Raw genomic sequence first — 24,559 nt, 5'->3', positions numbered from 1 at the left:
CGTGCATGATAAATGTGATAGATTTGGTGAAACACGTACCTTCAGTGTACATGAAACCAACGCGAAATGCATCGCTGATTGCTTGAAAGTTCAGCTTTTGCAAAGCGGATGCATTAGTTTTCATTTTGATATAACAATGATACACTTAGGAAGAGATCAGCCGGGTTCGTCCAAGCCACTTGAACGAAGGCCGGCTAATGGAAGGCAGGAGCGGAAAGGGAGGTTTCATATGGAGCCAGCGGATGCCAAAAAAGAGCTGCGCCAGCGGATGTTGGCGGTTCGCGCCGAAATCCCGGAAGCTTCCCGTACGGAACAATCCTTGGCCGCCAGCCGAATGGCGGAGCTGGAGGTACTGAGCCCCTTGCGGTCGCAGCGCGGCGGGAAGTTAAACGTATTCTGCTACGTTTCTTTCCGGGATGAGCCGAATACGCTGGCCTTCATGGACAGATGCCAGGCCCAAGGAGACCGGTTGCTTGTGCCGAAGATTGGTGCGCAGCGCAGCCTAACGTTGCATGAGGTGACCGGAATGGCTGACTTAGTGCCAGGTACCTGGGGGATTCTGGAGCCGGCTTCGCATACGGTCATCTGGCCTCCCGAGCGCTATCCCGAGATCGATGTGATTGTGGTTCCGGGGCTGGCTTTTGATCTGAAGGGAGGGCGCATCGGATTTGGCGGCGGGTATTACGATCGCCTGATCGACGAATTGGCTCGCTGCAGCGGCGGCTTAAACCAGGTTGTCCTCGGCGCCCTCGCCCTGGAAGAGCTGATCCTGCCGGAGGCGATCCCGATGGAATCACATGACTTCCGCCTGGATCTGCTGTTTACGGCAAAAGGAACGATTTATATGAAGGAAAGTAGTGATAAGCTTGGCAAACTCGGAATCAGGGCAAGGCATGACGCATTTTAATGAACAAGGACGCGCCCGGATGGTGGATATTTCCGGGAAATCTGCAACCGTTCGCGTTGCCGTGGCAGAGACGAAAATCACCATGCTCCCACCCACCCTCGAGGCGATTAAGGAAGGTCGGATTGGCAAAGGGGATGTGCTCGCCGTCGCCCAGGTCGCTGGGATTCAAGGGGCCAAACGGACGTCCGATTGGATTCCGATGTGTCACCCGCTGGCGCTCACCGGAGTCAACATTACGTTTGGCGACAACGGACGGGACGAGCTGTATATTGAAGCCACGGTGAAGACGGAAGGCAAGACCGGCGTGGAGATGGAGGCGCTCACTGCGGTGTCGGCTGCGGCGCTGACCGTGTATGACATGTGCAAAGCGCTGCAAAAGGACATGGTTATCGGTCCGACGCTGCTGCGTTCGAAATCCGGCGGCAAGAGCGGAGATTATGTGCGTTCGTAATATTTGCGGCGGCTGTTAGATTTTGATATAGATAAAGAAGATAAGTTTGCAGTTGAAAATCAGCATGAATCGACATGATCCGGCATTACGTTGGACTTCAAAGGGAGTTCCTATATGGATGAGGAGGGTGACTTCATGGTTTGGAAAACAGCGATCCTTACCGCCAGCGACAAAGGAGCAAGGGGAGAACGTGAAGATACGAGCGCCCAAGTAATCCGTGAGCTGGTGGAGGAAGAATTGGGCGGCGAGATCGTGGAATACCGGATTGTCCCCGATGAACCGGATGAAATTATCGCCGCATTGATTGAAATGACCGATTATTTTCACGCTGATTTGGTATTAACAACGGGGGGGACGGAGCTGGCGATTCGGGACGTGACGCCGGAAGCCACAAGACGGGTGATCGAACGTGAAGTGCCCGGGATGGCAGAGGCCATGCGGTACCGATTAATGCAGAAGAACCCTGCGGCGATGTTGTTCCGGGGAATCGTGGGCATTCGCGGACGGACGCTGATTGTGAACTTGCCGGGAACGCCTAAAGGAGTGCATGAAAATTTGGCAGCGATCATGGATCAACTGCCGGAAGCGCTGCTGATGGTAACGGGACAATTCCGTTTATAGTTCGATGTTCTGTTCGTTACACAATTCCGGGACTTATTTTTCTACTACTTCGCGAAGTTGTTAAAGAAATAGACTGTAACTGTGATATTCGTTATGGTATGATGTGGGCGAGTGATTTTTATTGGAAGACCTTGTCGATTTCAATGCTGTAACGAAAGGAGAATTCCCATGGGCGCAGGCGGATTTTTGTTGATTGTGATCGCGGCGTTGCTGTTATTTGGTCCAAATAAATTACCTGATCTGGGGCGGGCGGTTGGACGCACGTTCCGTGAATTCAAGGAGGCTACCCGGGATATCGTTGATGATCAGCCGGAAGCCAGAAGAGCGGAGCCTGCACCGCAACCACAGGTAGAGGGTCCCAAACCGGACGACCGCCGTCTTCCCGAATAATCGGGAGCAGCCAATCAGTTGCATAGACGTAACCTTGATCCCTTCCTTAGCGGAGGGATTTTGCTTGAGATGGGAAGGGAAGCCCGGCGGGGAAAGGAGAACCTGAGATGTCGGAGAAAGACAAAGCGCAAAGTCTCGTAGATCATTTAACCGAATTGCGGCGACGATTGGTAGCGGTTTGCATCGTGTTTGTCGTGGTGCTGGTGGCGGCTTTTTTCGTCGTTGATCCGATCTATCACTTCTTGACGAGAAACGCCCTATCCGGCGTGACCATCGAGTTGAACGCGTTTTCGTTCTGGGACGGCGTTGGCGTGTATATGAAAATTGCGATGCTGGTTGCCTTTGGGATCACGCTGCCCTTTACGTTGTACCAGGTATGGGCGTTTGTCAGCCCCGGCTTGAAGCCCCAGGAACGCCGAGCGACCGCGAGGTATATCCCGTATGTGTTCGTCTTTTTCCTGGCAGGTCTGGCCTTTGGTTATTATGTGGTATTCCCGCTGGCGATGACGTTCACCGGTTCATTAAACAAAGAGCTGGGACTCGTCGAGACCTACGGAATGGCGGACTATTTTAAATTTCTGACCAATATCGTGCTGCCGATTTCGTTGTTGTTCGAGCTGCCGTTGATCATTTTGTTTTTGACGCAGCTGCGAATCTTAACGCCGATGCGGCTGAAGAAGATGCGCCGGGTCGCGTATTTCGCACTGGTGGTTATCTCGGTGATGATCACGCCGGCGGATTTGTTCTCTGCCTTTCTCGTGCTGATCCCGCTGATTCTGCTTTATGAGCTGAGCGTGCTCTTGTCCAAACGGGTATATGCGAAGCAACAGGCGGCGGATGCGGCACGGGCGGAAATGTATAAATGAAAGAACGCGCCTTTGCGTAAGCGGGGCGCGTTTTTCTTTGGGCCGGGCAGGGCTTGGCTTGGTGGGCGAGTGCTGTGTGGGCGGCGCTAGTGGAGGGGGAGTCGCCGCCCGGGTGAGTTGTCCGCCCTTTGCCTTGAGTGGAACGAAGGGGGAGTTGTAGGCAAAGGGCCCCAAGGCGGATGTAAACTCTGTACGGCGACTTCCCCCTCTTTTGTGCGGCCCAAGTAGCGGCACGCCAGGCATAGACGCAGGCGAAAAACCGCGTGCCCTGCCACTGCCAAGGCGGGTTTTGGGCGAGTGGCGTGAGGGCCGCGGTAGTGGAGGGGGGCGCCGCCCGGGCGCGCGAGAAAGCCCTGTAGCCTGAGCGAGCCGCTGCCATGTAAGCGAGTCGATCTCGCGGTGAGAGGAGGCTGCTGACTCGGTGAGGGAACTTGTGTGCGTTGATGAGCTCCGGCGAACATCGTTGAGGCGAAGCAGCTCGCTAACGCTTGCCAGCAACGCTATTGGGCCCAAAACGGGGACGTTGAGAATCTAACGCTTATGAGCGAGCTTATTTGCCCGTTTCACCTTCGAAACGGGGCCCTTTGGAGTAAATAAGCTCGCTGGCAAGCGTTAGAAAAGAAATTCCCCTCATTTGGCCCGAATAAGCGCTGTGGCAAGCGTTAGCCGGAACAGATCACGGCGCCCGGCGGGTTAGGAGCAGGTAAGCGCAGTCAGGCGCAGTGGCGAAGCTGCGCGCTAACGCTTGCCAGCAACGCTATTGGGCCCAAAACGGGGGCGATGAGAATCTAACGCTGATGAGAGAGCTTATTTGCCTGTTTCACCTTCGAAACGGGGCCCTTTGGAGTAAATAAGCTCGCTGGCAAGCGTTAGAAAAGAAATCCCCCTCATTTGGCCCGAATAAGCGCTGTGGCAAGCGTTAGCCGGAACAGATCACGGCGCCCGGCGGGTAGGAGCAGGTAAGCGCAGTTAGGCGCAACTAGAACAGTAAAAGTAACTTGCGCGGCGGTAGCGTAATGAGTTGGCAATTGGGAACTCGCGGAGTAACTAAAATAATCGGCATCAGAGTCATTTGCGGAACAACAACAGAAGAACTGCAGGAATAGTGACAGAAGTGACTGTGGCAGTTGCAGTGACTGTGGCAGTTGCAGTGAGTATTGGCAGTGACAGTGACTGTGACTGTGGCAATAACAGCAACAACAGTGGTAACAGTAGTAACAGTAGTAACAGCAACAACAGCAACAACAGCCGAGACACCTGCAGCCACAGCGAACCTGCGCTCCAACGCTTGCCAGCTACGCTATTTCGTCTAAAACAGGGGGTGTTGTGCATCCTTAACCCTTGAAGAGGCTGCAAACTAGCCCTTTTCGCCTCCCTAAACTCCCCAAGATGGACGTGAACTTTGTACGGTGATCTCCCCTCTTTTTTGCGGCCCAATCCCCCGGCACCAGGCCCGCAGACCATGCTCGTCCATTCCTTCGGAATATTTATCCATGTGCAAGGATACAATGGGAAGGGCGCGCTATAATCCTATGAAACCAAGAAAAAAATTTGTACAAAGGAACTTGAAATCTATTCGCAACTTGAGTAATATAAAAGTGGTTGTTAGCACTTGGGATGATCGAGTGCTAATATTAATGACAACATCTACACATAACACCACATATTTAAAGGAGGCTGTTTTTTCATGATCAAACCTTTAGGTGAACGCGTTCTCGTGCAACCGATCGAGCAAGAGGAGACAACGGCATTTGGCATCGTGCTTCCAGACACAGCCAAAGAAAAACCACAGGAAGGTAAAGTCATCGCCGTTGGCAGCGGAACTTTGAAAGATGGCGTCCGCGTTCCGTTGGAAGTGAAAGAAGGAGACCGCGTTATTTTCTCCAAATATGCTGGCACTGAAGTGAAATACGAAGGCAAAGAATACTTGATTATGAAAGAAAGCGACATCCACGCGATCATCGGCTAATCCGCCGATTCGTATCTGAACGAATATCTACACAACTATATGGGAGGTAATTGAACAATGGCAAAAGAGATTAAATTCAGTGAAGACGCCCGCCACGCGATGCTTCGTGGGGTTGACGCTTTGGCAAACGCAGTAAAAGTAACGCTCGGTCCTAAAGGCCGCAACGTTGTACTGGAGAAGAAATTCGGCAGCCCGCTCATCACGAATGACGGCGTAACGATCGCAAAGGAAATCGAACTGGAAAACGCCTTTGAAAACATGGGTGCTCAGCTCGTTAAAGAAGTTGCGACGAAAACCAATGATGTAGCCGGTGACGGTACGACAACGGCAACGGTTCTGGCGCAAGCCCTGATCCGTGAAGGTCTGAAGAACGTTACTGCCGGCGCTAGCCCAATCGGCCTGCGTAAAGGGATCGACAAAGCGGTTCGCGCTGCAGTCGAAGAACTGAAGAAGATCTCCAAAACGATCGAAGGCAAACAATCGATCGCTCAAGTTGCTGCAATCTCCGCGGCTGACGAAGAAGTTGGCGAACTGATCGCTGAAGCGATGGAGAAAGTAGGTAAAGACGGCGTAATCACGGTTGAAGAATCCCGTGGCTTTGCAACGGAGCTTGAAGTGGTTGAAGGGATGCAATTCGACCGCGGTTATGTATCTCCTTACATGATTACAGATACGGACAAAATGGAAGCCGTACTTGAAAATCCATACATCCTGATCACCGACAAGAAGATCAGCAGCACGCAAGAAATCCTGCCAATTCTGGAGAAAATCGTACAACAATCCAGACCGCTGCTTATCATTGCTGAGGACATCGAAGGCGAAGCTCAAGCCATGCTGATCGTGAACAAACTGCGTGGTACGTTCAGCGCGGTAGCTGTTAAGGCTCCTGGCTTCGGCGACCGTCGTGAAGCGATGCTGCAAGATATCGCTGCTCTGACTGGCGGCCAAGTGATCACAGAGAAACTTGGTCTGGATCTGAAGAGCACGACGATCGAGCAATTGGGTAACGCTCGTCAAGTTATCGTTACGAAAGAAAATACGACCATCGTGGACGGCAGCGGTGACAAAGCCGACATCGATGCTCGCGTGAACCAAATCCGTGCGCAACTGGAAGAAACGACTTCCGAGTTCGACAAAGAAAAACTGCAAGAACGTCTGGCTAAACTGGCTGGCGGCGTAGCCGTTATCAAAGTTGGTGCAGCTACGGAAACTGAACTGAAAGAACGCAAACTGCGCATCGAAGACGCACTGAACGCTACGCGTGCAGCTGTTGAAGAAGGTATCGTTTCCGGCGGTGGCGTAGCCCTCGTGAACGTATACAATGCAGTAGCTGCGGTTGAAGCAACTGGCGACGAAAAAACGGGCGTTAACATCGTGCTTCGCGCTCTGGAAGAGCCAGTTCGTACGATCGCTGCAAACGCTGGCGAAGAAGGCTCCGTTATCGTGGATCGCCTGAAGAAAGAACCAGTTGGCATCGGCTACAATGCGGCTACTGGCGAATGGGTGAACATGATCGAAGCAGGTATCGTTGACCCTGCGAAAGTAACTCGTTCCGCATTGCAACACGCAGCTTCCGTTGCAGGCCTGTTCCTGACAACTGAAGCCGTGATCGCGGACAAACCAGAACCAGAAAAACCAGCTGCTCCAGACATGGGCGGTATGGGCGGCATGATGTAAGATAGGCTTTAAAGTCTAGCCTAAAGAGGTCTCTCTTTTGAGAGGCCTCTTTTTTTGTCTTCTTATAATATGCAAATGGACGCTCCGTGTAGATTACAGCGGGATCCAATCCACGATTATCACCATGTCGTCAATTTATAGTTCAAATGGCACGAAAACTCATTATAATGGCTATAAAAGTTGTGTAATCTGTCTATGTTGTCGTATATTTTAAGTCAAACGCCAAGGAGGCTTACTAACAAATGATTCGCATTGGCAAAATCAGCTATTGGCACGTTCATGCAGAAGATTACACGAAGCAGGCACTAGAGCATCCCGAGACAGAGCTGGCCGCGATTTGGGATGAACTTCCCGAACGCGGGCAAGCCAAAGCGGCGCAGTACGGAGTACCGTACTATGCTTCGCTGGATGAGATGCTCGCGCAGGACGACATCGACGCGGTTATTGTGGATGCACCAACGAATATGCACCGCGACGTCATGGTGAAGGCGGCGGAGGCAGGTAAGCATATTTTCACGGAGAAAGTTATCGCCCCTACGGCTAAGGAAGTTTCGGATATACTCGCTGCGGTTCGGAAAGCGGGCGTGAAGCTGATGGTTTCGCTGCCGCGCCTGTATGACGGCTACACGCAGACGATTGATCGGGTGCTCCAAGGCGGTAAGCTCGGCAAGCTGACGATGGCGCGGGTGCGGCTGTCGCATAACGGCGCGACGGCGAACTGGCTGCCTGAACATTTCTTCTCGAAGGAGCAATGTGGCGGCGGTGCCCTTATCGACTTGGGCTGCCATCCGATGTACCTGGTGCGGCGTTTCTTGGGGATGCCAGAGAGTGTAAGTGCGAATTTCGGCTATGTGACAGGGAAGGAAGTTGAAGACAACGCCGTAGCCATTCTGCGTTATGCGGAAGGGGCGATTGGCATCGTTGAAGCGGGCTTTGTGAACAGCCACTCGCCGTTCTCCATCGAGCTCCACGGAACGGAAGGCACGCTGTTGTACGGATTCCCGGATGAAGTTCCAGTCGTTCGTTACAACGGCGGCAGCGAACAGTGGGAGAAGCTGGAACTGGATGACCGATTACCTTATGCATTCAGCCAATGGGTGGAACATATCAAACTAGGCACCGAGGCGACGGACAATATCGCAGCGGCTGTGGATCTGACTAAACTCATGGAAGCATCGAATCGCTCGGTAGCGGAAGGCCGGCCGATCCGGATCGACGAACTGGCTGAATAATCATCAAGGATGACCATTGAAGGAAAAGAGGGATCAAGATGCGGGCAGATCATCGCGAATCGACAGGGAAGAAGCCGACTGACCGTAAAACGGCGGGGAGCGCGAGTCCTTTTCCGTACGCCAGAATGGCGGAAAGACAGGATGCACTCGACCGGCTGGAGCTGCAATTCCGCTGGGGGGATTACGGCATTCGCGTGCTGCGCTGCCATCTGGCCTCGTTTCCTCCTGGACATATCATTCAGTTTCATAAGCACTCGGGCTATGAATTTCATTATATTCCGAAAGGTAAAGGCAAAGTCATTCTCGTCGACCAGACCTATGATCTCCACGAGGGGATGTTCTATTTGACCGGACCGGATCTGGTGCATTACCAGGAGTCAGACCCGGAAGATCCGATGTATGAGCTATGCCTTCATCTAGAGATCGAGCCGCTGGAGGCGGACAGCCAACCTGGCGGCTGGGGAGACGAGTTGGAGGCAGCGGAGGCGGAGGAGTGTATCACCTCGTTGGATCGATTGCCTGTTGCACCGGTCGTTGATCGGTTCCACGCGATGAGTGGTTTTTTGGAAGCGTATCGTATTTTGGAGGAACAACCGATTGGCTTCTACACGCTGCTGAAGCAGGAAATCGTGCAGATTTTGCTGCGCACCGTTCGCGTGCTGGACCGGGCCGATGACAGAACGGGAATTCCTGAGCGGGATATGAGCTTCCATCGCTACAAGTTGGCCACGCAATATATTCAGGACAACGAGAGCATGCCGATCTCGCTGGAACAGGTTGCAGAAGCCATCGGGATCAGCCCGCGGCAGCTTCAGCGGATCTTCCGAAGTGAAGGGCGGACGACGTTCCGCGATTATTTGGAGCATACGCGGCTGACCGCGATCTGTTCGGACCTGCTCCTGACGGACAAAGCGATTGAGGAGATCGCCATTGCCCACGGTTTCGCGAATCCAAACTATCTGTACCCAGTGTTCAAGAGCAAGTATGAAGTAACGCCAAGCGCGTACCGCAAAATGCATGCGGGCGAGCATTCGGCGCCCCATTCCAAACGAGAGAAGGAAGCGAGCATATGAGTAAACATGTACGTATCGGCATTATCGGAAGCGGCGGAATTGCCAAAGCCCACGTATCGGCTTACCGGAAGCTTCCGTTCGTAGAGATCGTGGCAGTCGCCGACGTGATTCCCGGCAAAGCCGCGGATTTCGTGGAGGCGCTGCAATTGGACGGAGCGGCAGCCTATGACGGCCATCGCAAGCTGCTCGAGCAAGAGCTGGACGCCGTCAGCATCTGTACGCCAAACGTCTCACATCACGAGACAACGGTGGATTCGCTGAAGGCAGGCAAGCAAGTGTTGTTGGAAAAACCGATGTCCGTCACGTTGGCCGAGGCGCTGGAGATGACGCAAGTGGCCCGCGACACCGGCAACATGTTGACGATCGGGTTCCAGCCCCGCTATGACCCGAATATGAAGCTGTTGCAGGAAATTGTGCAATCCGGTCGGTTAGGCAAGGTCTATTACGCCGAGACGGGCGGCGGCCGCCGGCGTGGAATGCCGGGAGGCACGTTTATCAGCAAGAAGCTGGCTGGGGCCGGGGCGATGGCGGATATCGGCTGCTACTCATTGGATATGGCGTTAAATACGCTGGGTTATCCTCGCCCGCTCACGGTATCTGCTTTTACGTCGAACCATTTCGGCCGCAATCCGCTTTACCATCCCGAAGCATCCAAGTTTGAAGTGGAGGATTTCGGTGTGGCGATGGTTCGCTTCGAGAACGATCTAGTGTTGCAGTTCAAAATCTCCTGGGCCATGCACATGGACACATTAGGCGCAACGATGTTCCTCGGTACCGATGCGGGACTCAAGGTTACACCGGCAGGCAGCGGTCCTTGGTCCGGTGTATGGGACGGTGCGGTAGGATCGGTTACGCTGTACCACGACGAATACGGTCGGAATACTCAGACGCCGATTCCACTTATCGAGCACAAACTGAACTTGTTCGATGAGAAGGTCCGGGACTTTGCTGAAGCGGTGCGCGACGGTCGTCCTGCGCCAATCCCCGGCGAGCAGATTTTGATCCAACAAGCGATCATCGACGGCGTGCTGCGTTCCGCTGAAGCGGGGCGCGAGGTGTCTGTAGAACTCCCGCGGAATGATTAATCTTTCATCTATATTCGTTTTATCTCAACAGCCCCTGCGCTTCATGGCAGGGGCTGTTTATGCGATGTCGCAGAAAATGAGGGGGAATGCAGGATTCAACCGGCTTCATGTTGAATAATATAAGGAATCTCATGGAAAAGGTGGGATATTTAAGATAACACAGCCATTCTAACTATGGGAAGTATTCTGACATAATCACGATGGAGTTGTGAAGAGAAAAAGACGCAGTGAGGCAATGCAAATAACCTATTAATCAACAAATTTTGCTTTAGTGCTGGTTTTACATCGTCTTTGGAACTCTCTTTCATCTAACATATTATGAAAACTTTGAAAATTTAACACTTGATTTACAAAAATAAATGCCATATTTCAAATGATCTATGTTAGAATAAGTGACAAATTGGGGTTCGGGAGGATGCAAATGTGGACTTATCTGATTCGTCGAGCTATTCAATCGGTGTTTGTGTTATTTATCGTTATGAGCGTTTGTTTTTGTGCGATGCGCCTGATGCCAGGGAATATGTGGACCCTTAGCATTGGGATGACCGAAGAGCAAATTCAATATGCGAACGAACAGAAGCATCTCTTTGGTCTGGACTTGCCGATCTACCAGCAATATTTCCGGTGGGTCAATGACCTTCTGCGTGGAAACTTTGGTCTGGATTATTATCACACACCGATTAGTAGTTATATCTGGGGATATTTCTGGAATAGCTTTTACTTATTGGGTACGTCATTTCTCATTGCTTTGCTGATTGCCATACCGTGGGGCATTTATAACAGTAAACGACAAGATGGGCTGTCGGATAAACTAGGTCTGATCCTAAGCCTGGTTGGTTACAGCATTCCTGTGTTTGTGTTGGGGCACTGGCTGCAGGAGATCTTTGCCTTCAAATTGTTCTGGTTCCCGCCAAGCAGCATGCATGCTCCAAACAAAAAAGGGGACTGGGTTGATCTTATCTACCACATGGTTCTCCCCGTGGCCACAGTTACGATCGGACTGATTGCTTATTATATGAAAATGGTTCGCACCAGCATGATTGAGGTGCTGCCTTCCGAATTTCTGAGTCTGGCCCGCGCGAAAGGGGCCTCGGAACGAAGAGTCACCTATCGACATGCATTAAGAGTCGCTGTAGTCCCCGTCATTACCATCATCATGCTGGATTTGCCGACCCTGATATCGGGTGCCGCGGTGGTCGAGAATGTTTTTAACTGGGGAGGTATAGGAAGCTTGGCGGTATTTTCCGCGCAATCCCGGAACTATCCCGTGTTGCTCATGATCATCTTAATCATCTCTGCATTTGTGGTGGTTGCCAACTTTCTGGCTGACCTGCTCTATACAATTGTCGATCCTCGGGTGAAGATTCATCGAAAAAGCGTTCTGCGGCGTTGATCAGCTGGAAGGCAGCGAGCTGTTCATGCGCTGAATAAATTCCCGCGGCGATATGCCTTCTACTTTTTTGAACACTTTGCTGAAATAAAACGCACTTTCATACCCCAGCTTCTGCGAAATTTCATAAATGCGGCCTTCACCGCGAACCATCATTTCCTTAGCGGCTGCGATTTTAGTCTCCGTGACATATTCCACGAAATTGATTTTGGCCGTTTTGGAGAAGAGATGGCTTAAGTAATTGGGGCTGAAGTTAAAAACATCCGCCACCTGATTTAAGGACAGCTTACTGTTCAAGTTCCGCTTCACATAGTCCTGCACGTTCCGCACGATTTGCTCCTTGTAACTTTGCTTGCGGGAAGACAGGATTTCGCAGCAACCGTCCCGGAATTGCACGAGCCAATCGATCACGCCTTGGGTTGTTTGCTTTTTATAGATCGCGCGATACCCCTCCGGCTCATTCTCGAAAATTTGCTCAACCACGTTCTCGCCGTCTGCCAGCAAAGAGGTGGCCATATATAAAATATTGCAAGCCGCATCGGTAGCGGGTACAACTAACTCCGGCCGGCCATTAAACCGATCAATGAGATTCGTGATCATGGTGTGCAATGCGTGGGTATCCAGTTCTTCAAAGGCGCGGCGGATCTCCGAACGGGAGACGATGGCATCGACTCCTGGGGAAGCGAGATTCTCCGCTTCGCTCTGGGTGAAGAAGACAAACGATTGCTGATCGAGGGCAAACGGCAACGCCCGCCGGGCAGCCAGGTAGCTTTCATGCAGCAGGTACGGGTCCTCCACGGCATTCCCAACCGCGCCGATGATTTTTACATTGAAATAGGAATGGAGCACCTCTGCCATATGGTGCAGGAGCTCCTCCACATCCGGCATCCAGTGGGTCGGATCTGGATCTGACAGAGGCAGCACAATTGCAAAGTTCCGCAAATCCAGGCTGGTTACGAAGCAGGGGCGCGACGAGGCGAGTGTATCCTTAGCCATCTGCACCGTGCTGGAGCACAAAGCGACCAGCTTATCCCCGCGCGGAGGGACGCTCTCCGGTCCCTGAATCCGGCAGGAGCAGACGAGGTGGGCAGGAGCGGATAAATCCAGCTCAAGATCGTCTCGTTGCAACAGGAACTGATTTTTGTTCTCGAACAGCTGATTAAACAGCCGGATAAAAAATTTATCGCGCAGCGCATGTAAATTGCTGCGGTACAGCATACTCGGGTAACTCTCCACGGTTTGGTATTCCCCCAACATGGCAACGGCCTTCTGGACGGATTCGGCCAGGATCTGCGGGGTTAGCTCCAGCTTGACTAAATAATCCGCTGCCTGAAGATGAATGGCGCGACGTGCGTATTCAAATTCCTCATAGCTCGTTAAGAAGATGAAGAGCGGTATCCGGCCATATTTGTCGCGTACGGATTCAGCGACCTGCAGACCGGTTTTGACCGGCATCTTAATGTCGGAAATGACCAGGTCAGGACGCAACGATTCGATCATTTCCTCTGCCTGAGCACCGTTGTGGGCGATGCCCACGATTTCGATCTGATAATCTTCCCATTTGAGCATGGACTGCAGGCCGATACAGACGAGTGCCTCATCATCGGCAATCAGCATTTTAATCATACGATCACTTCCTCCCGTGGTTTACGATAGCGACAAGTTGTCAAAGTTGGAGGTCAAGACTTCCGGCAGGGCAACAGCAAATGCATTCTCGTAAATTCGTTCAACTTGCTTTCGATCGAGAGGCCGTATCGATCCCCAAAGGTCAGACGCAGCCGATCGTGTACGCTGCGGAGCCCGATATTTTCGAACAGGCCTTTGGAGCCGGGTTCTTCTTGCTTGGACAAAATCGCCTCAATTTGGGCTTCACTCATTCCCACGCCGTTATCCTCAATCGTAATCCGCATGTCATACCCGCTCTTGGCCACAGACACCGTGATGTTGCCGCGCCCCTTCGGTTCGATTCCATGAAAAATCGCATTCTCCACCAGCGGCTGCAGTGTAAAGCGGGGAACCAGACTGGAAAGGAGCTCCTCGTTATCAATGATTTGATCCATCGTAATCGTGCCGCCGTAGCGATATTTCTGAATGAGGAAATAGTCATTCATCAGGCTAAGCTCTTCCTGCAGCGGAACCAACTTGCGTTGATCTTTGGCGATGCTGCGCAGCAGCCGCGATAAGGAGGTGACCATATCTGCGATACCCGTAGCGTTCTGAATCGTAGCCATCCATCTTATCGAGTTCAGGGTATTATAGAGAAAATGAGGACTGATCTGGCTTTGCAGCATGCGATATTCCAGTTCCTGCTTCTGCTTCTCGTCCGCGACACGAGATTCCATCAGCGTCAAAATATCCTGGGACAACCGATTGATGCCGCGTCCCACATCCCCGAGCTCGCTGTTCCATTCAATATTCCGGTCGATAAAGAAATTACCTTGCGCGATCTTATCGATCCGTTTGCGCAGCTTCTCTACGGGCAGGCTGATGGTGCGGGTTAAATACAACATAATAAATCCGCTTAATGCCAGCACCAGCACAGAAACGCCAATCATTAGCAGCAGCCAAGCGTTGAGCTGTGGAGCAAATTGCTTCTTGTCCAGCGTCTGGGCGAGTCTGACGCCTTCCCGCACCGGATAGGACACCGAGATGAGGCGTTCCCCGTCCTGCTCCATCCATTCGAGCTTGGTGAGCGCCCCGGTGGCTTCACTTTGATCATACGGCAACAATGTGTAAGGGCTTTCGATTTCCTGCACTTTGTCCCCTTCGATCCGGTACGTTTGGCTGCCAAGGGAGAGCAGCAATTCCGAGCCCTCCGGCAGACTGTAGCCTTTAAGCTTATCGGTGATCACGGAGGTGTTCGCCAGAAGATAGACCGTCCCAATGCGTGCAGCCCGTTCACCGTAAATTGGCAGAACGATGGGGATGCCGCTGGAGCGGGAGAACGGGTCCTGGATCACGCGCTCCCAAGCTTCCTTCGCATCTGGGACCAGACCGGGAAGCTGGGTTATATTATGAATATTCAACGGAACTGAAGCGCTTCCAGAATTGTCGACCTGAATGAACTTATCTTGGTGATCCGTGATGATCAGGCGTCGCACGTAGCTGTTGGACCGGTTCACCCGGAAGTCCTCCTGCATTGACAAGAAGGCATTCAGCCGATCTTTGGCGCTGGCTTCCGGTGAGATAAAATAGTCCTGAATCAGCTGATTGGTAGGCGAGTTCGTACTGCTGGTCAAAGCCAAAGTATACAAGTTATTTAAATCTTGATCGATGATATGAGAGACGAGCTGCAGGTTAAATTCTGTCGCCTGAATGGTGGTTTTGCGTTGAAAATACGAGATCAGCTCGTAGCTGAAAAAAGACAGAATTCCTGCGATCAGCAAGGCAAACACGGTCATGATCAGGATAATCCGGCTTTTGATAGTGGCTTTTCTTGCGCGCGTGTCGATCACCTCATCCGGTGTAAGATCAATGCGAGTTTTAACCGATATAGATAACAATAACATGAGTTGACATCATCGGTAGCGGTAAGGTTCATAAACAACCATTTTTACATCTTTTGAGTATGATTTTACAGCTTTTCATTCGTTTCTTGAAGAACCAAATAGAAAAGTGTAGGAAAAGAACGTAAAAATGTATGCCCTTTCATTTTAGATTTCGATACCATGAACCTAAGGATTCGGCGCTGCCGATCTGCAAGTTCAAAACAGGAGGAAAAGGGGTTTGAAGATGAGACGAAAGAAAATATTCGGTATTACCTTGGCGGCCGTTCTTCTTATAGGTCTGCTGGCAGGTTGTTCCGGCAACAACGGAAACTCAGGCAAAGCGAATACCACAGAGCCTCAAACGAACAATTCTGCAAGCGTTTCCAACGAGACGAGCGATAAGCCGGTCACACTGAAATGGGCGCTGTGGGATTGGGAAGCCACTGCTTACTACCAGCCTTTGATCGACGCTTATAAGAAAGACCATCCGAACGTAACGATCGAATATGTTGACCTTGGCTCTACCGACTACATGACGATGCTCAGTACGCAGCTCTCCGGTGGTGCTGACCTGGATATTCTGACCATCAAGGACATCCCGGGCTACGTCAACCTGGTGAAGCAGAACCATCTGGAACCGCTGAAGAGCTTCATTGACACTCAAGGCATTGATACTTCCCTCTATGGCGGAACGGTAGAACAAATTCAAATGAACGGCGATGTGTTCGCACTGCCTTTCCGCAGTGACTTCTGGGTCGTTTACTATAACAAGGACCTGTTTGACAAAGCCGGAGTTCCTTATCCTACCAACGATATGACACTGGATCAATACGACGAGTTAGCCCGGAAAATGACGTCCGGCAGCGGCTCGGAAAAAGTATACGGCGCGCACTACCACACTTGGCGCAGTGCAGTACAGTTGTTCGGCATCCTGGACGGCAAGAACAGCATCGTGGATGGAAATTATCAATTTTTGAAACCAATTTACGAACGAATCCTGAAACAGCAAGACGACGGCATCGTGATGGACTACGCTACGTTAAAAACCTCCAGCACTCACTATTCCGGCGTATTCTACAATAACTCCGTTGCGATGATGAACATGGGCAGCTGGTTTATCGCCACGCAAATTGATAAGGTGAAGAGCGGTGAATCCCAAGCTACCAACTGGGGGATCGTGAAATATCCGCATCCGGACGGCGTACCTGCCGGAACAACGCTGGGGACCATTACTTCACTGGCTGTAAACCAAAAGTCCGCTAACAAAGAAGCCGCTTTAGATTTCTTGAAATTCGTTACCGGTGAAGAAGGTGCAGCAGTGATCGCATCCACAGGTACGATTCCGGCGATCAAGAACGATGAAGTGGTCAGCTCCATCGCTTCCATGGACGGCTTCCCAACGGACGAGAACAGCAAAGCAGCTCTCACGACCGAGAGAACTTATCTGGAAATGCCGCTGCATGAGAAGAGTGCGGACATCGAGGTCGTCCTGAACGAAGCACACGACAACATCATGACGAAAAATGCGACCATCGACGAAGGATTGGCAGATATGGAGAAACGGGTGCAAGAGGTACTTAATAACTAATCTGATCTCGCATGAGATTTCGATGCTGCCAGGGGCGGGCCTTATGAGCCCGTCTTTTTTTCCCAATGCTCTAGCACAAGTTGGTTTGGAGGAGAAATCATGCAGAATGAACCCGTGTTAGGAACCAAAGCAGTTAAAAGAAGCGCGTTGTCTAAGAACGTCAAAGATCATTTGGTGGCGTACAGCTTCATTGCCCCCAACTTCATCGGCTTTGCCGTGTTTACGCTGGTGCCGATGGTTTATGCGTTTGTACTCGCTTTTGTGAAATGGGACGGGGCTAACCCGATGGAGTACGTGGGATTGCGTAACTTCTCTCGTCTGTTGCAGGACAGCACCTTTCACAAAGCGTTCTGGAACACCATTATTTATACGATTGGCGTGGTGCCGTTAACGATGGTTTGTGCGCTGGCGCTGGCGATCCTGCTCAATCAGAAGCTGTTTGGCCGCAACTTTATGCGGACCGTGTTCTTCTTCCCCTATGTCGCTTCACTGGTTGCCGTGGCAGCCGTTTGGAATTTCGTGTTCAGCCCCACGATGGGGCCGGTGAACAATCTGCTGCACTCGATTACCGGCATCCCCATTGAGGATTTGCCTCGCTGGGCGGCAGATAAAGATTGGGCAATGTTTACGGTCATTCTTTTTACAGTATGGAAAAATATGGGTTATTACATGGTCATTTATTTGGCAGGTTTGCAGGGAGTAAATCCCGAGCTGTATGAAGCTGCCGAGCTGGACGGGGCGGGGCCATGGAAAAGATTCGTCAACGTGACGATCCCGCAGCTGGCACCTACTACGTTCTTTGTCTTGATGATTCTGATCATCAACTCGTTTAAAGTGTACGACATCTTTATCAACTTGTTCGCCGGTGCCGATAATCAGCTGAACAATTCGACCCGGGTACTTGTCTATCAAATCTATAATACCGCGTTCCGCTCGCTGGATTACGGGTACGCCAGCGCCATGGCGATCGTGCTGTTCCTGCTCGTTCTGGGGATTACGCTCATTCAATTCCAGGGCGAGAAGAAGTACGGACAATAGGAGGATGCAAAAATGACAGGAGCTAACAAACAAGTCAAAACCGTTGCCAAGATTTTTGCGTACCTGGTACTCGCGGTCGTTGTACTATGCATGCTTGTTCCTTACGCGTGGATGCTGTCGTCCTCGCTGAAATTAAATAAGGATGTATTCTCGTTCCCGATGCAGTGGATCCCGGATGCTCCAAGATGGCAGAACTACGTGGAGATCTGGACGCGGATCCCGCTCGGCCGGTTTATATACAACACCGCGAAGCTTTCGGTGATCGTTACTTTGCTTCAACTGCTGACTTCCAGCTTTGCGGCATATGCGTTCTCGAAGCTGCGGTTCAAAGGGAGACACGCGTTGTTTCTCGGCTATATTGCGACTATTGCCATTCCGTGGCAAGCGTATATGGTTCCGCAGTTTATCATGATGCGTTCCATGGGGCTAAACAACACCCATCTTGCGATTATTTTTCTGCAGGCGTTCTCGGCCTTTGGCGTGTTCTTGATGCGTCAGTTCTATCAAGGCATTCCGGATGAACTCTGCGAAGCAGCACGGATTGACGGACTAAACGAATACGGGATCTGGGCGAAAATCATGCTTCCGCTTTCGAAGCCGGCGCTGTCCACGTTGACGATCTTCACGTTCGTGAATACATGGAACGATTTCCTCGGGCCGATGATTTACTTGACCAAGACGGAGCTCAAAACGATCCAAATCGGGCTGCGAATGTTCATTACGCAATATTCCGCTGAATATGGGTTAATTATGGCCGCCAGCGTCATTTCGATCATTCCGGTGCTGATCGTCTTCCTCGCGCTGCAAAAATATTTTGTCCAAGGTGTGGCCTCGTCCGGAATCAAAGGGTAATCAATGGTAGTCTCGGAAGAAAGGAGCTGAAGTAATGAATAGTTTGACCGTTAATGCCCCGCTCCAAACGCGCAGCGACATGGTGAACGTGTTGGAAGAACTGGTGCATCCCCTACGGCCGTTCTATAGTAAAGGCGGCGCCCGGCTTGGGCTTGGCAAGAGCGGGGTATCCTACCCGGCGGCTGTAGCGGAGATGGAAGGGTTCTCTCGGGTGCTGTGGGGATTAGTACCGTTGCTTGCGGGCGGCGGCAGCAGTGAGTTATGGGACGTTGTTCTGGACGGCATCCGCTGCGGCACGAACCCGGAGCATCCGGAGTATTGGGGCGAGGTCGGCGATTATGATCAACGGCTCGTGGAGATGGCGGTTTTTGGCTACGCGCTGGCATTGATCCCGGAACACATTTGGGAACCGCTTCACCCGGAGGAACGTGATCGGCTGTACCGCTGGCTGAATCAGATAAATCAGCACCCCTGTCACGATTGCAATTGGTTGTTCTTTAACGTGCTGGTGAATGTGGGCTTCCGTAAAGTTGGCTTGCCTTACGATGCGGAGCAGCTGGAGCGAAATCTAAACCGGCTGGACGTATTCTATCTGGAAGATGGCTGGTACAGCGACGGCGTTGGGGGACACAGCGATTATTACGTCCCGTTTGCATTTCACTATTACGGGCTGCTTTACGCACGGATCATGGAACAGGAAGATCCGCGGCGTGCGCAAGTGTATAAAGAGCGGGCCGCGATGTTCGCAGGCGAGTTTCTCGCTTGGTTCGCCCCGGACGGTGCCGCGCTGCCGTACGGACGCAGCTTAACCTACCGCTTCGCCCAATCCGCCTTTTGGAGCGCACTGGCCTATGCGGGTGTAGACGTGCTGCCGATGGGGGTAATCAAAGGTCTGGTGCTGCGCAATCTGCGCTGGTGGTTAAGTCAGCCCATGCGCAGTTCCGATGGGCTGCTCACCGTGGGCTATGCCTATCCGAACCTGGTGATGGCGGAGAACTACAATTCGCCTGGTTCGCCGTACTGGTCGCTGAAAGCGTTCCTGCCGCTGGCCTTGCCGGAGGACCATCCGTTCTGGACGGCGGAGGAGCTGCCGCTGCCGGAGCTGCCGGCGCTGAAGGTCCAGCGCCCGGCACATCTCGTGCTGGCCCGTGATCCTGCGTCCGGCCACGTAGTAGCCTTCAACACCGGTCATCGCGGCACGAACGAGCATACTCATACCTCGGCAAAATACGAGAAGTTCGTGTATTCCACCGGGTTTGGGTTCAGCGTACCGCGCGCGGAGTGGGGATTGTCCCAAGGTGCGTTTGATTCCATGCTGGCACTCAGCGAACGCGGGGAGAACCTGTACCGGGTAAGACGCCGCAATCAGAAGACATCGATTCAGGATAACGTGCTGTATGCGGTATGGAAGCCTTGGTCGAACGTGGAGGTGCACACCTGGATCGTTGCCGGACTCCCCTGGCATGTGCGGATTCATCGCATCGAGACGAAGCGAGCGCTGGATATCGCGGAAGGAGGATTCGCGCTGGGGGTGGAGACGGAGCTCGCGGAGTGGATAGAGGGAGAACGGACAGGGGGGCTGGAAGCTGGTCGGATCGCAGCCGGAGCCGCCAGTCCCGTTGGAGCCAGCGGGGTGCAAAGTCTGCTTGGCTTCGAATCAGCCGAGCTGATTCGCCCGAACGCCAATACGAACGTTCTATACCCTCGCACTGTTCTTCCCACGCTCCTTGCTTCCCTGGAGCCGGGGGTTCATCTGCTTGCCTCTGCGGTTTACGGCGATCCGTCGCCGGGAGCCAAATGGCAGCCGGTGGCGCCTGAAGCGTTAAACCTTACGATTGGGGAGCGGGCGATTGTGATCACAACCTGCTCCGGCAATGACATCCGGATTGGTTTAGCTTAGTCAACGCCGCCGTTTTGGGCTGCGGTGGAAGGAGGAAAACGGATGACCGTTCGCGAGGGCTGGGAGCAGCTGGCCGAAAGTCTTATCCCTTTGAAGGCAGAGGATTATTATCCGCCCGGCGGCGGGCTGGCGTTTTGGACATCGTTGCGTGAAGCGTCGGAGGCTCAGGTCGAGCTTGAAGTGATCCGCAGTGAAGGGGAACGGCTGCTAAAGTTCCCGGCGGAAGAGCTGACTTATTCGCTGTTTTCATTATTTGCCGTTCAGGGCTCGCGGCTGGAGTATGAACGGGTGTATTTTGAGAAGCGACGGCGGCTGAACACCTTCGCCTTTCTGTCGCTGCTTGAACCGGAGTCGGCGGTTTACGAAGCGGCGCTGCGGGATGCCGTCTGGGCGATCTGCAGCGAATTTACTTGGTGCTTGCCCGCACATGTGGAGGCGAAGCGTCCGGTCTCCGAGACCATCGACCTGTTCTCGGCGGAGACGGGGTTTGCGTTGGCGGAGTTATCTTTGCTGATGGGCTCTCGTCTGCCGGAGCTGCTGCGGGTACGGATCGCCGAACTGGTGGATGAACGACTGTTCCAGCCTTTTCTGGAGAAAGGCCCTTACCACTGGGAGGAGCTGACGAACAACTGGTCGGCGGTTTGCGCCGGCTCGATTGGTTCGGCTGCGCTGCTGCTGATGACCGAACCGCGCGATTACGCCCGGCTGGCTCGGATCTTAGAGAAAACCGAGCGCAGTATGGGCTTCTATCTGCAGGGATTCGGCGAGGATGGGTGTTGTCCGGAAGGGCTGGGCTACTGGAACTATGGGTTTGGCTACTTTGTGTATTATGCTGACCTGCTGTTAAAGCGAAGCCGGGGGCAGCGGGATTGGTTCAGCGAGGACAAGGTGCGGCGAATTGCCGAGTTCCAGCAGAAGTGTTTTCTAGGCGGCCGGCTAGTCGCCAACTTCTCTGACGCGCTGCCGTACGGGAGCGTCCAGCCCGGGCTGTCGCATTACCTTGCGGAGCGGTATGCGGAAGTCGAGGCTCCGCCTGTCTTGCTCTATGCGGATTACCGCGAGGATCACTGCAGCCGCTGGGCGCCGGCGCTGCGCAACCTGATCTGGCGGGACCGCACTGCGGCAGGCCCGGCGGAGTGGAGAGACGGCGACTTTTGGTTTGAAGACGCCGGCTGGCTGATCTCGCGAATTACTGCCGCGGGGGATACGTTTGGTTTTGCCGCAAAAGGCGGGCACAACGGCGAATCGCATAACCACAACGACCTGGGCCATTTCATGCTGGCGGGCGGAGGCGCGTTTTTCCTGTCCGATCTCGGGTGCGGGGAGTATACGCGGGATTACTTTGGCGAGGGCAGGTATCGTTATGACTGTAACGGCTCACAAGGGCATTCCGTGCCGATCATCAACGGCTGCGTGCAGCGGGAGGGACAGGAAAGGGCAGCGTCGAAGCTTCGCTGCGACATGACTGCGGAGGCATGCGAGTTTGCCTTGGAGTTGTCCAGCGCCTATGAGGATGATAATCTGCAGTCTTTTAACCGAAGTTGGATTTGGAACAAGACGGAGCTGCCCAGCTTAACGCTTCGAGACGACTTTCGCTTTACAGAAGCGCCAGAAAGTCTGGTTGAGCGGTTCGTGAGCCCAATTCAGCCGGAGATGACCCGCCCGGGGCAGCTTCGCCTTCACCGCGGCCAGTTTGTGCTGGAACTGTACTATGACCCAGATCAACTGGAGGCGGAGATGGAGGAACGGACCTACCGGGATCATCACGGGAAGGATGCGGTATGGTACGCATTAGATTTTCGGGTGAAGCAACCGGATGTGGGAATTGGCGTTGATTTTCTTTTTAAATTCGCGCGGCAATAAGGAAAATGGAGGACGAGATCATATGCATATCGGAAACGAAAGGGCATGGGTGGAAGCGGCCTGGACGAAGTCGTTGGACAAAACGTTGCGAAACACGGCGAGAATTGGCTCGGGATTTCCCCACGCCAGCAAGGGCGGGGTCTACGATCTGGCTGAGCCGGCCTGGTGGACGGCGGGGTTCTGGCCGGGGCTGCTGTGGCTGCTGTATGAAGGAAGCGGCCGGGAGGAATTGAAAGCGCTGGCACAAGCATGCGAAGCCAAGCTGGATGAGGTGCTGGACGGTTACGTGCGGCTGGATCACGATTTGGGATTCATGTGGACGCTGACCAGCATCGCTTCCTATAAGCTGACGGGGAATGAAACCTCACGGCTGCGGGCACTGAAGGCGGCGAACTATTTGGCGGCGCGCTTTAACCTGAAGGGGCGTTACATTCGAGCCTGGAATCCGTGGACGGAAGGGGAGCGGAACGAAGGCTGGGCAATCATCGATTGTTGCATGAACCTGCCGCTCTTGTTCTGGGCATCCCGGGAGAGCGGCGATCCCCGGTTCGCGCATGTTGCCGAAGCGCATTTGGACACCGTGCTCCATCATTTTGTCCGCAATGACGGCTCGGTCTATCATATCGTGGTCTTCGATCCGGTCACGGGCGAGCGGATTGGACCGCAAGGCGGTCAAGGTTACGCGCCGGAGTCGGCCTGGTCGCGCGGGGCTGCCTGGGCGATTTACGGCTTGACGCTGGGCTTCCACCATACCGACAAGCCGGAGTATCTGTCCGCTGCGCAGCGGGTCGCGGATTTCTTCCTTGATCAACTGCCGGATGATCAGGTGCCGGCTTGGGATTTCCGCGCGCCGGAAGAGCTGCGCGAGCTGCGGGATTCATCCGCCGGTGCCTGCGCAGCTAGCGGGCTGTTGCTGCTGGCAGAGAAGCTTGGCGGTGAGGGAACAGCTGCCGCGAAGTATCGCGAAGCCGGTGAACGCATCCTGAAGTCGCTGTACGAAAATTACGGCGCATGGGACGACCCGGGGGAAGAAGGGTTGATCCTGCACGGGACGAGCAACTACCCGCAAGGGACGAACATCGATGTTCCGCTGATCTACGGCGATTATTTCTTTGTGGAAGGGCTCGCCCGGCTGAAGAGCGGCGGGCCGACGTACTGGGAATAGGGGAAGTATCGGGTTCAAGTGAAGCTAGAATGATGCTAAGCTCTGATCAAAGGATGGGATCAGAGCTTTTGTCATGATCAGAGCATGAGTGATAGGTGAAGGCTATAACCCGGATGCATAGGAAGCTTTGTATTCAGAAGGTGTCATATTCATATATAACTTGAACCATTTCGAAAAGTAACTTACATGCTGGTATCCTGACTCCAAGGCAGCCTCAAGCACGTTATATCTCCCTGTGCGCAGCAATTCTGCAGCTTTATTGATACGGATAAAATTGACGTACTCCATCGGTCTCATCCCCGTTTGCGTCTTAAAAAAGGTGCAAAAGTGAGAACGGCTCAGGGAGACGGCAGCCGCAAGCTGATCCAAGTCGAGTTTTTCGTGGGAATGCTCTTCAATATAAGTCAATACTTTCTTAATTTGCTCGTTGTCTTTACGTCTATGGGGATATCCGAGAGCATCATTTTTCTCTATGAGTCCGTACCGGCGAAGATCGGCAATCAGCAGCAGGAGAATGCCTTTCACAGCCAACTCGTAGGCAGGCAGCGGATGCTCAAAGCGAAGTATGAGTTGCCGGATGTACTCCAACAATTCAGACGGTGTCCCTCTAGAAGAGGACAACAAGAGGGGGAATTTCTCGGTTCCTTGAAGGATAGGCCTGAGAAATAGCTGCTGAATCCGATCGTTTTGATAGGAGGACAGCCAGGACAATTTGAAAACAATCGAATAATAGCATACAGCCTCATGGTCGTTCACTCCCGAATGCAGCTCGCCCGGATGAACAATGAGCGCTTCCCCCTGACAAAGGGCTAACTCGTGGTTTTCGATGCGAAACGTTGCGGAACCCTGAGCCAAATAGATGATTTCCATTTCATTATGCCAATGAACGGGGAGAATGGAATGGGCTCCTGCGGGATGCTCTACCCTGTAAATGTGCATTGGAAATTCGGGAACCCCATGCAGTTTATCTTCCCGGTAACGATGCTCGTACATGGATACCCTCC

General features: G+C 52.9%; 20 protein-coding genes. 17 read left to right on the top strand and 3 right to left on the bottom strand.

The annotated features are described in order from the left end of the window. The first annotated feature begins 229 nt into the window (after positions 1-229). From C812_RS13335 to C812_RS13285, 11 genes are all read left to right on the top strand, one after another. Positions 230-907 (top strand): 5-formyltetrahydrofolate cyclo-ligase, encoded by a 678-nt coding sequence (locus C812_RS13335; RefSeq protein WP_016313175.1) that lies wholly within the window; start codon positions 230-232, stop codon positions 905-907. Beyond that, positions 894-1,358 carry a cyclic pyranopterin monophosphate synthase MoaC gene (moaC, locus tag C812_RS13330; RefSeq protein ID WP_036625173.1) on the top strand — a complete coding sequence of 155 codons (465 nt, stop codon included), beginning with the start codon at positions 894-896 and terminating at the stop codon, positions 1,356-1,358. The genes C812_RS13335 and moaC overlap by 14 nt, the downstream gene beginning before the upstream one ends. Positions 1,359-1,493: 135 nt before the next feature. Then, complete coding sequence (locus C812_RS13325; RefSeq protein WP_009226288.1) at positions 1,494-1,979, top strand: MogA/MoaB family molybdenum cofactor biosynthesis protein; 486 nt, start codon at positions 1,494-1,496, stop codon at positions 1,977-1,979. A 168-nt stretch (positions 1,980-2,147) separates the two neighbouring features. Further along, positions 2,148-2,369, top strand: a complete 222-nt coding sequence (locus tag C812_RS13320) for a twin-arginine translocase TatA/TatE family subunit (protein ID WP_016313173.1) — start codon at positions 2,148-2,150, stop codon at positions 2,367-2,369. 107 nt (positions 2,370-2,476) lie between these two features. Next, positions 2,477-3,235: a twin-arginine translocase subunit TatC gene (tatC, locus tag C812_RS13315; RefSeq protein ID WP_016313172.1), complete on the top strand. Its 759-nt coding sequence runs from the start codon at positions 2,477-2,479 to the stop codon at positions 3,233-3,235. Between the two features lie 1,687 nt (positions 3,236-4,922). After that, positions 4,923-5,204, top strand: a complete 282-nt coding sequence (gene groES / locus C812_RS13310) for a co-chaperone GroES (RefSeq protein WP_016313170.1) — start codon at positions 4,923-4,925, stop codon at positions 5,202-5,204. A gap of 57 nt (positions 5,205-5,261) precedes the next feature. Continuing rightward, positions 5,262-6,881, top strand: coding sequence for a chaperonin GroEL (gene groL, locus C812_RS13305; protein ID WP_016313169.1), 1,620 nt, complete (start codon positions 5,262-5,264; stop codon positions 6,879-6,881). 242 nt (positions 6,882-7,123) lie between these two features. Beyond that, positions 7,124-8,113: a Gfo/Idh/MocA family protein gene (locus C812_RS13300; RefSeq protein ID WP_016313168.1), complete on the top strand. Its 990-nt coding sequence runs from the start codon at positions 7,124-7,126 to the stop codon at positions 8,111-8,113. A gap of 38 nt (positions 8,114-8,151) precedes the next feature. Continuing rightward, positions 8,152-9,186 (top strand): AraC family transcriptional regulator, encoded by a 1,035-nt coding sequence (locus tag C812_RS13295; protein WP_016313167.1) that lies wholly within the window; start codon positions 8,152-8,154, stop codon positions 9,184-9,186. Next, positions 9,183-10,271 carry a Gfo/Idh/MocA family protein gene (locus C812_RS13290; RefSeq protein ID WP_016313166.1) on the top strand — a complete coding sequence of 363 codons (1,089 nt, stop codon included), beginning with the start codon at positions 9,183-9,185 and terminating at the stop codon, positions 10,269-10,271. Before C812_RS13295 ends, C812_RS13290 begins: the two co-directional genes overlap by 4 nt. A gap of 421 nt (positions 10,272-10,692) precedes the next feature. Further along, a complete protein-coding gene (locus C812_RS13285; protein WP_016313165.1) occupies positions 10,693-11,664 on the top strand; it encodes an ABC transporter permease in 972 nt (323 codons plus the stop codon). On the opposite strand, the gene C812_RS13280 is transcribed toward C812_RS13285, so the two are convergent. Then, on the bottom strand, positions 11,665-13,287 hold the full coding sequence (locus C812_RS13280; protein ID WP_016313164.1) for a response regulator: 1,623 nt from the start codon (positions 13,285-13,287) through the stop codon (positions 11,665-11,667). A gap of 53 nt (positions 13,288-13,340) precedes the next feature. Continuing rightward, on the bottom strand, positions 13,341-15,170 hold the full coding sequence (locus tag C812_RS13275) for a cache domain-containing sensor histidine kinase (RefSeq protein ID WP_016313163.1): 1,830 nt from the start codon (positions 15,168-15,170) through the stop codon (positions 13,341-13,343). A 223-nt stretch (positions 15,171-15,393) separates the two neighbouring features. Here C812_RS13275 and C812_RS13270 point away from each other — a divergent pair, with 223 nt between their 5' ends. The 6 genes from C812_RS13270 (at position 15,394) to C812_RS13245 (ending at position 23,555) form a co-directional block, all read left to right on the top strand. Further along, a complete protein-coding gene (locus C812_RS13270; RefSeq protein ID WP_036625428.1) occupies positions 15,394-16,737 on the top strand; it encodes an ABC transporter substrate-binding protein in 1,344 nt (447 codons plus the stop codon). Positions 16,738-16,836: 99 nt separating this feature from the next. Then, complete coding sequence (locus C812_RS13265; protein WP_009226434.1) at positions 16,837-17,775, top strand: carbohydrate ABC transporter permease; 939 nt, start codon at positions 16,837-16,839, stop codon at positions 17,773-17,775. Between the two features lie 12 nt (positions 17,776-17,787). Next, a complete protein-coding gene (locus tag C812_RS13260; protein WP_016313161.1) occupies positions 17,788-18,627 on the top strand; it encodes a carbohydrate ABC transporter permease in 840 nt (279 codons plus the stop codon). 34 nt (positions 18,628-18,661) lie between these two features. Beyond that, on the top strand, positions 18,662-20,527 hold the full coding sequence (locus C812_RS13255) for a DUF2264 domain-containing protein (protein WP_016313160.1): 1,866 nt from the start codon (positions 18,662-18,664) through the stop codon (positions 20,525-20,527). Positions 20,528-20,569: 42 nt separating this feature from the next. Then, positions 20,570-22,390: a heparinase II/III domain-containing protein gene (locus C812_RS13250; RefSeq protein WP_016313159.1), complete on the top strand. Its 1,821-nt coding sequence runs from the start codon at positions 20,570-20,572 to the stop codon at positions 22,388-22,390. A gap of 22 nt (positions 22,391-22,412) precedes the next feature. Beyond that, positions 22,413-23,555, top strand: a complete 1,143-nt coding sequence (locus tag C812_RS13245; protein ID WP_016313158.1) for a glycoside hydrolase family 88 protein — start codon at positions 22,413-22,415, stop codon at positions 23,553-23,555. Positions 23,556-23,657: 102 nt separating this feature from the next. On the opposite strand, the gene C812_RS13240 is transcribed toward C812_RS13245, so the two are convergent. Further along, a complete protein-coding gene (locus C812_RS13240; RefSeq protein WP_016313157.1) occupies positions 23,658-24,548 on the bottom strand; it encodes a helix-turn-helix transcriptional regulator in 891 nt (296 codons plus the stop codon). Positions 24,549-24,559: the final 11 nt, after the last annotated feature.

The sequence above is a fragment of the Paenibacillus barengoltzii G22 genome (assembly GCF_000403375.2).
Lineage (GTDB): Bacteria > Bacillota > Bacilli > Paenibacillales > Paenibacillaceae > Fontibacillus > Fontibacillus barengoltzii.
The sequence above is the reverse complement of the archived record's forward strand: the minus strand, read 5'-3'. Positions and strand labels throughout refer to the sequence as shown.

What these genes read in the sequence shown, in the direction of transcription:
- C812_RS13335 (WP_016313175.1), top strand. Translation starts at nt 230, where the DNA reads ATGGAGCCAGCGGATGCCAAAAAAGAGCTGCGCCAGCGGATGTTGGCG.
- moaC (WP_036625173.1), top strand. Translation starts at nt 894, where the DNA reads ATGACGCATTTTAATGAACAAGGACGCGCCCGGATGGTGGATATTTCC.
- C812_RS13325 (WP_009226288.1), top strand. Translation starts at nt 1,494, where the DNA reads ATGGTTTGGAAAACAGCGATCCTTACCGCCAGCGACAAAGGAGCAAGG.
- C812_RS13320 (WP_016313173.1), top strand. Translation starts at nt 2,148, where the DNA reads ATGGGCGCAGGCGGATTTTTGTTGATTGTGATCGCGGCGTTGCTGTTA.
- tatC (WP_016313172.1), top strand. Translation starts at nt 2,477, where the DNA reads ATGTCGGAGAAAGACAAAGCGCAAAGTCTCGTAGATCATTTAACCGAA.
- groES (WP_016313170.1), top strand. Translation starts at nt 4,923, where the DNA reads ATGATCAAACCTTTAGGTGAACGCGTTCTCGTGCAACCGATCGAGCAA.
- groL (WP_016313169.1), top strand. Translation starts at nt 5,262, where the DNA reads ATGGCAAAAGAGATTAAATTCAGTGAAGACGCCCGCCACGCGATGCTT.
- C812_RS13300 (WP_016313168.1), top strand. Translation starts at nt 7,124, where the DNA reads ATGATTCGCATTGGCAAAATCAGCTATTGGCACGTTCATGCAGAAGAT.
- C812_RS13295 (WP_016313167.1), top strand. Translation starts at nt 8,152, where the DNA reads ATGCGGGCAGATCATCGCGAATCGACAGGGAAGAAGCCGACTGACCGT.
- C812_RS13290 (WP_016313166.1), top strand. Translation starts at nt 9,183, where the DNA reads ATGAGTAAACATGTACGTATCGGCATTATCGGAAGCGGCGGAATTGCC.
- C812_RS13285 (WP_016313165.1), top strand. Translation starts at nt 10,693, where the DNA reads ATGTGGACTTATCTGATTCGTCGAGCTATTCAATCGGTGTTTGTGTTA.
- C812_RS13280 (WP_016313164.1), bottom strand. Translation starts at nt 13,287, where the DNA reads ATGATTAAAATGCTGATTGCCGATGATGAGGCACTCGTCTGTATCGGC.
- C812_RS13275 (WP_016313163.1), bottom strand. Translation starts at nt 15,170, where the DNA reads ATGTTATTGTTATCTATATCGGTTAAAACTCGCATTGATCTTACACCG.
- C812_RS13270 (WP_036625428.1), top strand. Translation starts at nt 15,394, where the DNA reads ATGAGACGAAAGAAAATATTCGGTATTACCTTGGCGGCCGTTCTTCTT.
- C812_RS13265 (WP_009226434.1), top strand. Translation starts at nt 16,837, where the DNA reads ATGCAGAATGAACCCGTGTTAGGAACCAAAGCAGTTAAAAGAAGCGCG.
- C812_RS13260 (WP_016313161.1), top strand. Translation starts at nt 17,788, where the DNA reads ATGACAGGAGCTAACAAACAAGTCAAAACCGTTGCCAAGATTTTTGCG.
- C812_RS13255 (WP_016313160.1), top strand. Translation starts at nt 18,662, where the DNA reads ATGAATAGTTTGACCGTTAATGCCCCGCTCCAAACGCGCAGCGACATG.
- C812_RS13250 (WP_016313159.1), top strand. Translation starts at nt 20,570, where the DNA reads ATGACCGTTCGCGAGGGCTGGGAGCAGCTGGCCGAAAGTCTTATCCCT.
- C812_RS13245 (WP_016313158.1), top strand. Translation starts at nt 22,413, where the DNA reads ATGCATATCGGAAACGAAAGGGCATGGGTGGAAGCGGCCTGGACGAAG.
- C812_RS13240 (WP_016313157.1), bottom strand. Translation starts at nt 24,548, where the DNA reads ATGTACGAGCATCGTTACCGGGAAGATAAACTGCATGGGGTTCCCGAA.